The following is a 12,809-nucleotide window of genomic DNA, read 5'->3' as shown; positions in this document are numbered from 1 at the left end:
TTACCATACCTTAAATATTTAATCAGAACCTTATCTTTGCACAAAATTTATAAAAATGAAGCTGAAAAATTTCGTAGAAGAATTACAATGGCGAGGCATGGTACACGATGTAATGCCCGAAACCGAGGAGCACCTTATGGAAAAAATGCGCTCTGCTTATGTGGGTTTCGACCCAACTGCAGATTCGTTACACATTGGCAACTTAGTGCCAATAATGCTCTTGTCGTTCTATCAACGCTGCGGACACAGACCTGTTGCACTTGTGGGCGGAGCCACAGGTATGATTGGCGATCCATCAATGAAAAGCAGCGAGCGAAATTTATTAGATGAAGAAACGCTCAAAAAAAACCAGGATGGCGTAAGAAATCAGCTGTCACAATTTTTAGATTTCTCTTCGGGCGCCGAAAACCAAGCGGTGCTCGTAAATAATTACGACTGGATTAAAGAATTTTCATTCCTCGATTTTATTCGAAATGTTGGGAAGCACATCACCGTAAATTATATGATGGCGAAAGATTCTGTAAAAACCAGATTGAGCGGCGATAGCGCAGACGGGCTTTCATTTACAGAATTTACCTACCAATTAATTCAAGGGTACGATTTTGTACATTTAAATAGAAGTTTAGATTGTACATTGCAAATGGGCGGCAGCGATCAATGGGGAAATATAACCACCGGAACCGAGCTTTTAAGAAGAATGGACAGCACAAAAGGCTACGCATTAACCTGTCCGTTAATCACAAAAAGCGATGGAACTAAATTTGGAAAAAGTGAAGGCGGAAACGTTTGGTTAGATGCCAACAAAACTTCGCCGTACAAATTTTACCAATACTGGTTAAACACAAGTGATGAAGATGCCGAAAAATACATTAAAGTTTTTACGTTTTTAGATAAAACCACTATTGAATCCATAATCGTTGAACACAGAGAAGCGCCGCATATGCGTTTGCTTCAAAAACGTTTGGCACAAGAAGTAACCACGACGGTTCACAGTGCCGAAGAACTTGAAAAGGCTGTAAAAGCTTCCGAAATATTGTTTGGAAAATCTACTTCGGAAGATTTAAAAACACTTGACGAAAAAACCTTTCTCGATGTTTTTGAAGGCGTGCCGCAAGCAGAAATTTCGAAAGAAGAAATAGTCGAAGGCATAAATATTATTGGCGCATTAGCTGAAAAAACCGGATTTTTAAAATCGAATGGAGAAGCGCGTCGTGCCTTAAAAGAAAATTCAATTTCAGTAAACAAAGAAAAAGTTACAGACGATTTTACCCTTTCTAAAAATGATTTAATAAATGGTCAATTTATTCTATTACAGCGAGGAAGAAGAAATTATTTTATTATAGTGGCTCAATAAAATTTTTATCCATTTGAGGTCGCTGAGCGAAGCCGAAGTGCAACGGGGTAAAAAGAATTATTTTATTATAAAGGCGGTATAATTACGTATTTTTTAGGGAGTAAAATTTGATTTATAAGTACTGTTGAACTGCGAAAGAAAGTAATAGCCTGTGCAAACAAAGCCGATGAAAAGACGTTGCGAATTGCGTATGCTGTTTTTGAGAATTATGAAGGCGCTAAAGAATATGACCTTCCGGAAGTTGCAGAAAAATTGATTTTGCAAGCCTTGGAAGAAAGTGAGGAGGGATTAATAAAACCTCATAATGAAGTTATGGCTGAATTCAAAAAAAACCGTCTTTCAAAATAAATGAATGTTTTTTCAACTACAACTGCAGAAATTACTTATGCCCAATAAATTGATTTCATTCTGGAAAAATAGGATAGATTAACTGTTGTTTTGGACAATACAAAGGATTCGCGGGAATTTGACAAATTTCTAAAACTGATATAATTACGTAAGTTTAGATTGAAATTATTTTTGATCGCTATCAAAATCCACAACGGCTCAGAGAGAAAAAAATCCCCGGCAAAACTTGCGCGGGGATTTTCAATTAACTAACCAACCAAATTATGAAAAATCATCACTTTTTCACATTAGTTTGGTCGGAACAGCTTTCAGTTTCTTACACTCATTATTAAGGGTTTATGTTAAATATTTCCCTAAAAAACCATCAAATTACAACCTCGGATGTCACTGCTGTCAAAACGTCCAATAATTTCAAAAAAACCATCGTCAAAAGTTTTCCCTAAATCTTGGGTTGCAATAAATGCACAGGAATGAAGGTTGGCCAAATCAATTACATTTATTCCGCCAGTTTTTCCGGAAGTGTAAGTAAACGCATCTTCGGTGTCGCGCGTTAAAACCTTCATCCACGGGGGACAGTTAAAAATGCCGTCGCCCGTTGAATAAGCTTGCGAAAGCAGTTCGGTCATTCCGTATTCGCTGTGAATTTTAGCAACACCAAATCCATTTTTTAAAATTTCGTGCAATTCTTCTTTAATCATTTCTTTTCGGCGACCTTTCATTCCGCCGGTTTCCATCACGATTGTATTTTTAAGCTGAAATTTTCTTTTTTCAATTAAATCAAGCAAAGCATAGGAAACGCCTATTAACAGCGTTTTTTGATTGTTCTTTTCTAAGGCGTCTAACTTTTCAATTAGCGCTTCCATTTCGTATAAATAAAAACCGCTTTCTGTGTTGTTACTTTTTTCAATCAAGCTTTCAACCATATAAATTAAAGAAGAACCTTCGCGTTCCAAATAGGAGGGCAGCAACGCCAGTATTGTATAATTTTCAGGCTTGCCGTACTGTTGTTCAAATGCTTTTTGGAAACTCGTTTCGTACAATTTTAAATCTGAAACAAAATGTTTACTCGTAATACTACCCGTGGTGCCGCTACTTGTAAAAATGGTTTCTTCGGCTGTATTTCCAGTAATTATTTTATGGCTTTTAAAAAATTGAATGGGCAGAAAAGGAATCTGTTTTAAGGATACAACTTCAGAAATGTTTGTATTCAAAAGATTGCAGAAATCGCGATACACCGATACATTTTCATATTGAAAACGAAATATTTGGAGCGCAAGCTGCTCAAATTCTTCCGAAGATTTTATATTGAAAATTTCTTTTTCAAACATAGCAATTAGACTGCAAAAATTTTCTCCAAAAATAGGTAAATAAAAAAGCTCCCGCCGAAACAGAAGCTTTAAAAATAATTTTGTAACAGATTATTTAATCACCAATTTTTTGGTTGCTGAATTATTTCCCTGCTCTATTTTTAGGATATAAACGCCACTATTCAATTTTGAAATATCTAATCTGTCGCCAATTAATGCAGTTTGCAAAACTTTTTTGCCCAGCACATCATAAATTAAAATGTTTTTCGCTCCGGTTGTTTTTGAAGTGATGTTTACAAAACCTTTGGTTGCCGGATTTGGATAAAGCGAAAACTGTTGTATAGGCTGTTCAGTCACGCCAACAGCGCCAACAAACATAATATTGTCGAGCCAAAAAGATTCGCCTCCTGCGTTGTTCCTGCCTTCAATTACTAATTGTACTACGCTGGACGGAAGCCCCATCAATACGTTTTGCCACTCTAATTGATACTCTCCCGTGCCAGAATCAAACGGCACTAAATCGTCGAGGTCTGAGCCTGTCGAGTTAAAAAGGTCAATTTCGGTACTATTTGTAATGTCTCTCACGTAAATACGCAAGCGGTCTGAACCAGATTCATTGGTAGTTCCATCGCCTTCATAATTGCCATTTGAAGGATTGCTACTGTTTATTGAAAGGAGGAAATCCACAGATAAACCGGGTGAGGAAATGCCTGTTAAATCTACTTGATCAAACTCAAGAATATAGTTTCCGTCAATATCGCTCAATCTATACCCTTTTGTTCCAGCTGTAAATGGAACGGAAGAAGACGGTTTTTTATCGGTTACACCCACGTCATCTCCATCGGTGAGACCAACATTTGGTGTGTCGTACGGTACGTATGTGGCATTAAAGCCCATTTCTCCGCCAACAGATGTAAAATCTACAAGCGGCTCGCTGGCGTTGTTAATTAAATCGTGTGCAATATTCGGATCGCCAGTATCCGTATATTTTCCTGAAAATGTTTCTGGCTCCTCAAAACTGGTTCCCGCAACTTGAGCAAAAGAAACAGAGACCAACAAAAGAGCCACAATTAATGTAGTTTTTTTCATCGGAAAAATTTTAAGGTTAGTATACAAATATAATTCATAAAAAATTTATAACCAATTGACAGTGAGGTAAAAGAGGTTTTTAAAGTTGAGGTTTTATAAACTTTAACCTATATTTTTCTAATATTACCAAAAGGTTATTTAATGGTTAACAATAAACGTGCTAAAGATTAGCTCACATTAAATAATAGTATCTTTGAAATGTTAAAACCCGAAATATTGCTTCGACAATAGAATATAAAAATGAAAAAAAAAGATATTACAATTTTGTTGGTAGACGACGAACCGGACATTCTTGAAATAGTAAAATACAATCTAACTACTGAAGGCTACACAGTTGAAACTGCCGAAAATGGATTGGAAGCAATTGATAAGGCAAAACAAATAAAGCCCCAATTAATCATTATGGATGTAATGATGCCGAAAATGGACGGCATGGAAGCTTGCGAAAATATAAGAAACATACCGGAGCTTTCCGAAACTGTAATTACCTTTTTAACCGCCAGAGGAGAAGATTATTCGCAAATGGCAGGCTTTGAAGCTGGAGCCGACGATTATATAACCAAACCCATAAAACCAAAAGTACTTGTTAGCAAGGTAAAAGCACTGTTACGTCGTTTTAAGAAAGAAGCTGAAAACGACAAAATTAAACTTGGCAATCTCACAATTAATCGGGAAGAATATAAAATAATGCTGGGTAAAAAAGAGTTAATTCTGCCAAGAAAAGAATTTGAATTATTAGCACTTTTAGCTTCTAAACCCGGAAAGGTGTTTAAGCGTGAAGAAATTCTAGATAATATTTGGGGTAACGACGTAATTGTTGGTGGACGAACGATAGATGTTCACATTCGCAAACTTCGCGAAAAAATTGGCGACGACAGGTTTAAAACTGTAAAAGGTGTGGGTTACAAATTTGTTGTTTAATTGCCGATGAAATATTCTAGAAAATATAATTTTGCTGCTTCTACTTCACTGCTCATCGCTTTGTTTTCTACATTGGTAATGGCCGTTTTTTTGTATTTCTTAATGGCTACAGTTTCGTTTTGGCTCCTGTTATTTTTTGTTATTTCCTTTTTATTTTCGTTTTACATTCTTCAATATAGAGTAGAGAAATTTATTTTTCACCGTATTAAAAAAATGTATAAGGACGTTCGCATTTTAAAAGAAAAAGACTTCCCAAAACCCGCTGTTACTACAGATATGGACGTGCTTACCCGCGAAGTAGAAAATTATGTAAACGTAAAGAAGCTAGAAATTGAAACCCTAAACGTGCGTGAAAATTATAGAAAGGAATTTATGGGAAACGTTTCGCATGAGCTTAAAACACCGCTGTTTACAGTGCAAAGCTATATTTTAACTTTGCTCGATGGTGCAATGAAAGATAAAAAAGTGCGCAAAGAATACTTGCGAAGAGCAAATAAAGGCGTGGAAAGACTTATCTATATTGTAAAAGAATTAGATATGATTGCCAAACTAGAAATTGGCGGTTTGGTTTTGAATAAAGAGGAATTTAACATTATTAGTCTCGTTCAAAATATTTTTGATTTGTTGGAAATGAGAGCTAAAAAGAAGAATATTTCTCTGGTTTTTGATAAGGAATACAACGAAGAAATTATTGTAAATGCTGATAGAGAACGAATTGAACAAGTGCTAACCAATTTAATTGTAAACTCATTAAAATACGGTAAACAAGACGGAACCACTGAGGTAAGTGTTGAGCGCATTTTAAAAAATAAAGTTTTGGTGCGCATCACCGATAACGGCGAAGGCATTTTAAAAGAAAACATCCCCCGTATTTTTGAGCGTTTTTATAGAGTAGATAAAAGCGGTTCCCGTAAAGAGGGCGGCAGCGGTTTGGGCCTTTCCATCGTAAAACATATTGTGGAAGCTCACAACGAAAAAATATATATTGAGAGCCAATTTGGAGTAGGTTCTGAATTTTCATTTACCCTCGAAAGAGGTAAATAATTCGGTAAAATTAATAGGGGGATGGTTTAGTTTTTTCAATCCTTTATAAACCAATACCTGGTTTAGCTTTTCTGCCTTAAAATGCTGCTGTTTACAGCTTGGTACAATTCCCAAATGCTTTAATCGTTTTGCCAAATACTTTTGCTCATATTGCCCGGGTGTAGGCACGAAAAATGCCTTTTTTTCAAGCACCGTTAAATCCATAATAGTAGTATATCCTGGCCTTGCGACTATTATTTCGCTTTGGTTTACAACTTCCTCCAAGGCATCAGTTTGTAAGAAATTCACCGTTTTAATAGTTCCAAAATCTTCCCATTTCTGAGAACTTTCAATTACTCCGCGAACCATTACAATGCTTTTTTCACTTGCTTTAAAAATACCCTTCAGCTGCTCTTCAAATATTGAACGCTGTGGCTCTGGTCCGGAAAGTAACAACAGAATATCTATCGTTTTTGGGAGCTCACGTTTATTCATTCGACTTAAAACTCCCATATAGGTAACAGGCAAACTCTCCTTTTGTAAATGCCCCAATTCTCCACTTAAATTCATCACTAGATCTGCCACATCGGGTACCCAACACGCATCAAATTTTGCAATAATTTTTTGATGAATAGAACTGCTAAAATACGAGGTGCTTCCCGTTAAAACTTGCAATTGATGCGTAATATAAACCGAAGGAATGGTGCTATTTCGTACGCCAAATCGGTTGTCGCTTATTATGCCGTCAATTTCTTTTTCGGCCACAATTTTTTTTATGTGTTTTATTTCTGCTGCAATTGTTCGCTGGATTCTCGGAAATTTTAACAGCATTTTCCATTTAAAAAATCGTCCTTTTTTAGGATATGTAATGTTATACGAAGGTAATTCCACAGACTCCAAATTGGGAAATTCTTTTTGAAGTAGAAGTAATGCCGCGCCATCTGAAGCTACCAAAACACTAAAATTATGGGCAAGCAAGGCGCGAATTATAGGAATGCAGCGCGTTGCATGGCCCAGCCCCCAGTTTAAAGGTGCAACAAGAATAGTCTTCTTTTTCGGCATAAAACAAAGGTAGCAATAATTGCAGCAGGATTATATTTCCTTAATTTTACCGAAAATTTTAAAATTTTGGGAAGTAAAAATAAATTACGGCGCTTTAAGGAAAATGAAACTTTTGATAATGTGGTGCAACCATCGCGAGAAGAAGTGCAAAACAATACGCTAAAACTAAAAGGAAATTGGCGAAAAAATTTCTTTAAAAATGAAAATCCACTGGTTTTAGAACTCGGTTGTGGCAAAGGGGAATATTCCATTAGCTTGGCACGTGCCAATAAGAATATAAACTTCCTGGGCGTAGATATTAAAGGAGCTCGGTTTTGGCGAGGTGCAAAAACTGCTTTGGAAGAAAACCTGAACAACGTAGGTTTTTTGCGTACCCAAATTGAACTTGTTGACCATATTTTTGACGAAAACGAAGTAGATGAAATTTGGATAACGTTCCCCGACCCCCAAATAAAATTTAAACGCACCAAACACCGATTGACCAACTGCGATTTTCTTCAGAAATATAAAAGGATTTTAAAGCCAGACGGCGTTGTTCACCTTAAAACCGATAGCGAATTTATGCATGGCTACACCCTTGGCTTGCTGCACGGCTTAGGCGAAATTATAGAATATGCACACCACGATGTGTACGGCAGTGATGGCGCTCCAGCTACAGTAACCGATATTCAAACATTTTATGAAAATCAATATCTTGAAGAAGGAAAAAAGATAACCTATATCCGATTTAAATTCCGTTAGTTAAAATTTTATTATATTCACAGAAATTAAGGCCCTGAATGGCAATTTTTTACAACTTACTAATAGGTCTATTTGGGTCGTTTATTGGAGTATTGCCGCCGGGGCTAATAAATATGTACGCGGCAAAAATTAGCATGAAAGAGGGCCGGAAAAAGGGCTTTCTCTTTTCCATTGGCGTGTGTATTACCGTCATGATCCAAACTTTTATCGCCTTGATTTTTGCCAGATATATTGGCAAACACCCAGAGATTGTAAGTATGCTTCAAAAGGTTGCTTTGGGAATTTTTATTAGCCTTACCATTTACTTTATGTTTATTGCAAAAGATACACGAAGAGAGATTCGGGATCACGGTGAAAATTCAAAAAAAAATCGATTTTTCTTAGGCGTGTTTATTGCAATGCTTAACCTGCTCCCCCTTCCGTACTGGATGTATTTAAGTATTACCTTTTCGGCCTTTGGTGCATTTTCATTTTCGCAACCAGCACTGCTACTTGCCGTTTTGGCCTCCGGGATAGGCACATTTGGAAGCTTGGCACTCTACGTTCAATTTTTTAGACCAAAAGAAGATTCCAGCAAGTTAAAGCTGAATATGAATTACGTAATAGGAATACTAACTGCTATTATTTCCATAATTACATTCATAAAAATACTTAAGCAAATGTAAAGTGACTGAAGTAAGTTTTTTTGAAAAAGTATATCAAGTTGTGAAGCTCATTCCCTACGGAAAAGTGACTTCCTATGGCGCTATTGCAAACTATTTGGGCGCTTCGGGAAGCGCGAGAATGGTTGGCTGGGCAATGAACGCGAGCAAAAAGCAAGAAGTGCCCGCCCATAGAGTGGTAAACCGAAATGGATTGCTAACCGGAAAGCATCATTTTGACGGAACAAACTTAATGCAGCAACTTTTAGAAAACGAAGGAATTGAAATTGTAGATAATAAAATCCAGAATTTTGAAAAACACTTTTGGGACCCTATGAAGGAGCTTTGAGAAAGAATTTACATATTCCAAGCACTAAACTCCAACCAAACGCTTCCAGGGTTTTAAATATTGAAAGTGTTAAATAGCTGAAATCTTCAATCTTCTATTATTTCCTAATTTTCAAAAAATTTACAAATAATAGGAAATAATTTCAACAAAACTTCCTATGAGTTACCCCTATATACTGCCAACTTATTTTAGTATATTTGCACTTTAGAATGAATCTAAATATTATATAAAACAAATGAGCATTTCAAAACAAGATATCCTTCAAGCCCTTGAGACTATTACGGTTTCAGGTGAAGGAAGAAATATGGTGGCGAGCGGTGCCGTACAAAATGTAGTTACTTTTGCAGACGAAATTATAGTAGATTTAAAACTTTCTTCACCTGCACTTCACATAAAAAAGCGCGCCGAGGCAGATATTGTTAAAACCATTCACGAAAAAGTGGATGCAAACGCCAAAGTACAAGTAAATATAAAAGTTGAAGCACCAGCAAAACCGCAAAATCCAAACCTGATAAAAGGAAAGCCAATTCCAGGAATACAAAATATTATTGCCGTGGCTTCGGGAAAAGGTGGCGTTGGAAAATCTACCGTAACTGCAAATATAGCGGTAACACTTTCGAAAATGGGCTTTAAAGTGGGTGTTTTAGATGCCGATATTTACGGTCCTTCAATCCCAATAATGTTTGATGTGGCAATGGAAAAACCACTTTCAGTAAACGTTGGTGGAAAAAGTAAAATGAAACCTGTTGAAAATTACGGAATTAAAGTACTTTCCATTGGGTTTTTTACGCAACCAGATCAGGCGGTTATTTGGCGTGGCCCAATGGCTGCCAAAGCGTTAAACCAACTTATTTTTGATGCAGATTGGGGCCAATTAGACTTTATGTTAATCGACCTTCCGCCGGGTACTGGCGATATTCATTTAAGCATTATGCAATCACTTCCAATTACGGGTGCAGTTGTGGTGAGTACGCCGCAAAATGTGGCTTTGGCAGATGCCAGAAAAGGAGTGGCTATGTTCCGACAAGAAAATATCGATGTTCCAGTTTTGGGAATTATTGAAAATATGGCCTATTTTACACCTGCTGAACTTCCTGAAAATAAATACTATATCTTTGGAAAAGAAGGTGCAAAACATTTAGCCGAAGATTTAGATGTGCCATTTTTAGGCGAAGTACCCTTGGTGCAAAGCATTCGCGAATCGGGAGATGTGGGTAGACCAGCAGCATTGCAAACTGCAACCCAAACCGAGGAAGCTTTTGAAACAATTACAAGAAACGTGGTAGAAGAGACCGTTCGCAGAAACGAAAACCTTCCACCAACCGAAGCGATAAAAATTACAACAATGGCAGGTTGCAGCGCCGTAAAAAAATAATATGACAACGCAGGAACTAACAACAAAGGTAGAGCAAGCATTAGAGGAGATTCGCCCATTTTTACAGAATGACGGTGGCGATATCTCCCTTGTTTCAATTCAAGACGATAGAATAGTAAATGTACAGTTGGAAGGCGCCTGCGTGGGGTGTTCTGTAAATCAGATGACTTTAAAAAGCGGTGTAGAAATGACCATTAAAAAATACGCTCCACAAATAGAAAAAGTTGTAAGTATTACTCAGTAATGACAACCGTCATTTTATTCAACCAACTTCTAAATTATTTTTGAACTTAATTAAGAAAGAGTTTTTCATGATAAAAACAGATATACTCATCATCGGGGCAGGGCCTACTGGGCTTTTCGCTGTTTTTGAGGCCGGATTGCTTAAGCTGAAATGCCATCTAATCGATGCGTTACCACAGGCAGGCGGACAGTGTACAGAAATATATCCTAAAAAACCCATATACGATATTCCTGGTTTTCCTGAAATATTAGCAGGCGATTTGGTGAAAAATTTAATGAAGCAAATTGAACCTTTTCAACCTGGCTTTACTTTAGGCGAACGCGCAAATACAATTGAAAAACTAGACGATGGTTCTTTTATTGTCACTACAGATAAAGGCACAAAACATCACGCCCCAATCGTCGCTATTGCCGGTGGACTGGGTAGCTTTGAGCCCCGAAAACCTCCAATTACCAATCTTTCCGACTTTGAAGATAAAGGCGTGGAATACATTATTAGAAACCCAGAAATGTACCGCGATAAAAATGTGGTTATCTCTGGTGGCGGCGACTCTGCGCTAGACTGGAGTATTTTTTTAACTGATGTTGCCAAAAGCGTTACCCTGGTTCACAGAAGAAATGAATTCCGTGGTGCCTTAGACAGCGTTGAAAAAGTCCAAGAACTAAAAAATCTGGGCAAGATTGAATTGATAACCCCTGCCGAAGTAATAGGTTTAGTTGGAACCAATAGTTTGGAAGAAGTAGTAATAAAGCAAGGCGCTGAGGTTTTTAACCGCGAATGCGATCATTTTATTCCCTTATTCGGATTGTCACCAAAACTAGGCCCAATTGCCGACTGGGGACTTGAAATTGAAAAAAACGCCATTAAAGTCAATAATGCTTTAGATTACCAAACTAACATTCCTGGAATTTATGCCATTGGCGACGTAAACACCTATCCCGGAAAACTTAAATTAATACTTTGCGGATTTCACGAAGCAACGCTAATGTGCCAAAGTGCATACCAGCGTATTTTTCCGGATAAACGCTATGTAATGAAATATACTACGGTTGGTGGTGTTGAAGGGTTCGATGGTAGTAAAAAAGAAGCTCCAAAAGCTGTGGTAAAATCTATTGATTAAGCCCATAACCCCAAGAAGAGTAAACAAGTTCGGATATATAAATTTTTAACTCATAGCGCATAGCTCAAAGCTCATAACTCATCAGCTTTCTTATGAAAGATATAAAAATAATTATTACAGACCGTCACGGAGTTAAACATCAAGTTGACGCCCCCACCGACATGAATATGAATGTTATGGAATTAGTTCGCTCCTACGAATTGGCTCCCGAAGGAACAATCGGTATCTGTGGCGGAATGGCAATGTGCGCCTCTTGCCAATGCTATGTAGAGAGCAATCACGAACTTCCTGAAATGAGTTATGATGAAGACTTAATGCTTTCCGAAGCTTTTAATGTGAAAGATAACAGCCGCCTTAGCTGCCAAATATTTATAAAGGAAGAACTCGACGGATTGGAAATAGAATTGGCTCCCGAAGTCTAGTGAAGTGTTTTCAACACACTTTTAAATAGCAGTTCAACAAATCTTTTATATGCTTTTTCAGAAGGGTGCAAACCGTCTGCTGCAACCAATTCTGGATCGTCTAAACCTTGCTGTGTAATTGGGGTTATGTTTTTAAATGCCACTCCTTTTTCTTCAGCAATCTTTTTAGCGTATGCATTGTATCTTTTTAAGTCTGAAGTTATTTTTTCCGCTTTCCCAGATTTTTGTCCGAATGGCGTAAAGGCATAATCGGGAATGGAAAGTACAATTACGTTTTCGGTTTTTCCCTTTGCAAAACCTATTGCCAAATCCAGCAATTCAATGAACTCTTCTTCGTAAAGTGAAAATGATTTTCCTTGGTATTGATTGTTCACGCCAATCAACAAAGTAACCAAATCGTAATCTTTTGAAGGATTTTCAGTGGCAATTGCCGTGAGCAAATCGGTAGTTGTCCAGCCTGTTTTAGCAATGATTTCCACCGAGGTTTTTTCTTTTAAAACAGCGTTTAAACTGTCTCTCAATTGGGATGGATAATTGCAGTCGCCGCAAACACTTTCGCCTATAGTGTAACTATCGCCTAGGGCTAAATATTTATAAGTTATTTCTTCCGAAGAAACTTTCTCTTGCGAAATTCCACACGAAACCTGAAGGAGTGCTAATAGTATTAAAATTTTATAAGTTGTCATTTTTGTAATTTCAGTTTATAATAATACGATAAAAGCGCCAACTTAGATTTAAAACCTATCAAATATTGGCGTTTAATTGTTTTTTAAACTGAAATACTAGAAAATTTAAAACCACGAATGCTCGAAT

The 12,809-nt window shown here is 37.1% G+C and carries 15 protein-coding genes; 11 read left to right on the top strand and 4 right to left on the bottom strand.

What is annotated here, in order from left to right:
• The first annotated feature begins 55 nt into the window (after positions 1 to 55).
• Both tyrS and K8089_RS03050 read left to right on the top strand, forming a co-directional pair.
• Positions 56 to 1,354 carry a tyrosine--tRNA ligase gene (gene tyrS, locus K8089_RS03055; protein WP_237601801.1) on the top strand — a complete coding sequence of 433 codons (1,299 nt, stop codon included), beginning with the start codon at positions 56 to 58 and terminating at the stop codon, positions 1,352 to 1,354.
• A gap of 177 nt (positions 1,355 to 1,531) precedes the next feature.
• A complete protein-coding gene (locus K8089_RS03050; RefSeq protein WP_237601800.1) occupies positions 1,532 to 1,702 on the top strand; it encodes a hypothetical protein in 171 nt (56 codons plus the stop codon).
• A gap of 353 nt (positions 1,703 to 2,055) precedes the next feature.
• Here K8089_RS03050 and K8089_RS03045 read toward each other — a convergent pair whose 3' ends face one another.
• Positions 2,056 to 3,030 (bottom strand): LuxE/PaaK family acyltransferase, encoded by a 975-nt coding sequence (locus K8089_RS03045; RefSeq protein WP_237601799.1) that lies wholly within the window; start codon positions 3,028 to 3,030, stop codon positions 2,056 to 2,058.
• Between the two features lie 90 nt (positions 3,031 to 3,120).
• A complete protein-coding gene (locus K8089_RS03040; protein WP_237601798.1) occupies positions 3,121 to 4,098 on the bottom strand; it encodes a T9SS type A sorting domain-containing protein in 978 nt (325 codons plus the stop codon).
• A 240-nt stretch (positions 4,099 to 4,338) separates the two neighbouring features.
• Here K8089_RS03040 and K8089_RS03035 point away from each other — a divergent pair, with 240 nt between their 5' ends.
• Positions 4,339 to 5,019 (top strand): response regulator transcription factor, encoded by a 681-nt coding sequence (locus K8089_RS03035; RefSeq protein WP_237601797.1) that lies wholly within the window; start codon positions 4,339 to 4,341, stop codon positions 5,017 to 5,019.
• Between the two features lie 6 nt (positions 5,020 to 5,025).
• Entirely contained in the window at positions 5,026 to 6,063 is a 1,038-nt protein-coding gene (locus tag K8089_RS03030) for a sensor histidine kinase (RefSeq protein WP_237601796.1), read from the top strand.
• On the opposite strand, the gene K8089_RS03025 is transcribed toward K8089_RS03030, so the two are convergent.
• Positions 6,037 to 7,104, bottom strand: coding sequence for a glycosyltransferase (locus K8089_RS03025; protein WP_237601795.1), 1,068 nt, complete (start codon positions 7,102 to 7,104; stop codon positions 6,037 to 6,039). The two genes, K8089_RS03030 and K8089_RS03025, sit on opposite strands and share 27 nt — an antisense overlap.
• 66 nt (positions 7,105 to 7,170) lie before the next feature.
• Between K8089_RS03025 and trmB the strand changes: the two genes are divergently transcribed.
• From trmB to K8089_RS02990, 7 genes are all read left to right on the top strand, one after another.
• Positions 7,171 to 7,845: a tRNA (guanosine(46)-N7)-methyltransferase TrmB gene (gene trmB, locus K8089_RS03020; RefSeq protein WP_237601794.1), complete on the top strand. Its 675-nt coding sequence runs from the start codon at positions 7,171 to 7,173 to the stop codon at positions 7,843 to 7,845.
• A 38-nt stretch (positions 7,846 to 7,883) separates the two neighbouring features.
• Complete coding sequence (locus K8089_RS03015; protein ID WP_237601793.1) at positions 7,884 to 8,510, top strand: lysine transporter LysE; 627 nt, start codon at positions 7,884 to 7,886, stop codon at positions 8,508 to 8,510.
• Between the two features lies 1 nt (position 8,511).
• Entirely contained in the window at positions 8,512 to 8,835 is a 324-nt protein-coding gene (locus tag K8089_RS03010) for an MGMT family protein (RefSeq protein WP_237601792.1), read from the top strand.
• A 235-nt stretch (positions 8,836 to 9,070) separates the two neighbouring features.
• Positions 9,071 to 10,210 carry an Mrp/NBP35 family ATP-binding protein gene (locus tag K8089_RS03005; protein WP_237601791.1) on the top strand — a complete coding sequence of 380 codons (1,140 nt, stop codon included), beginning with the start codon at positions 9,071 to 9,073 and terminating at the stop codon, positions 10,208 to 10,210.
• A gap of 1 nt (position 10,211) precedes the next feature.
• On the top strand, positions 10,212 to 10,454 hold the full coding sequence (locus K8089_RS03000) for a NifU family protein (protein WP_237601790.1): 243 nt from the start codon (positions 10,212 to 10,214) through the stop codon (positions 10,452 to 10,454).
• Positions 10,455 to 10,521: 67 nt separating this feature from the next.
• Complete coding sequence (locus K8089_RS02995; protein ID WP_237601789.1) at positions 10,522 to 11,574, top strand: NAD(P)/FAD-dependent oxidoreductase; 1,053 nt, start codon at positions 10,522 to 10,524, stop codon at positions 11,572 to 11,574.
• 92 nt (positions 11,575 to 11,666) lie between these two features.
• Positions 11,667 to 11,996 (top strand): 2Fe-2S iron-sulfur cluster-binding protein, encoded by a 330-nt coding sequence (locus K8089_RS02990; RefSeq protein WP_237601788.1) that lies wholly within the window; start codon positions 11,667 to 11,669, stop codon positions 11,994 to 11,996.
• On the opposite strand, the gene K8089_RS02985 is transcribed toward K8089_RS02990, so the two are convergent.
• On the bottom strand, positions 11,993 to 12,682 hold the full coding sequence (locus tag K8089_RS02985) for an SGNH/GDSL hydrolase family protein (RefSeq protein ID WP_237601787.1): 690 nt from the start codon (positions 12,680 to 12,682) through the stop codon (positions 11,993 to 11,995). The two genes, K8089_RS02990 and K8089_RS02985, sit on opposite strands and share 4 nt — an antisense overlap.
• Between the last annotated feature and the right edge of the window lie 127 nt (positions 12,683 to 12,809).

Origin of the sequence: Aequorivita vitellina (assembly GCF_022008365.1) — a bacterium.
Lineage (GTDB): Bacteria > Bacteroidota > Bacteroidia > Flavobacteriales > Flavobacteriaceae > Aequorivita > Aequorivita vitellina.
The sequence above is the reverse complement of the archived record's forward strand: the minus strand, read 5'-3'. Positions and strand labels throughout refer to the sequence as shown.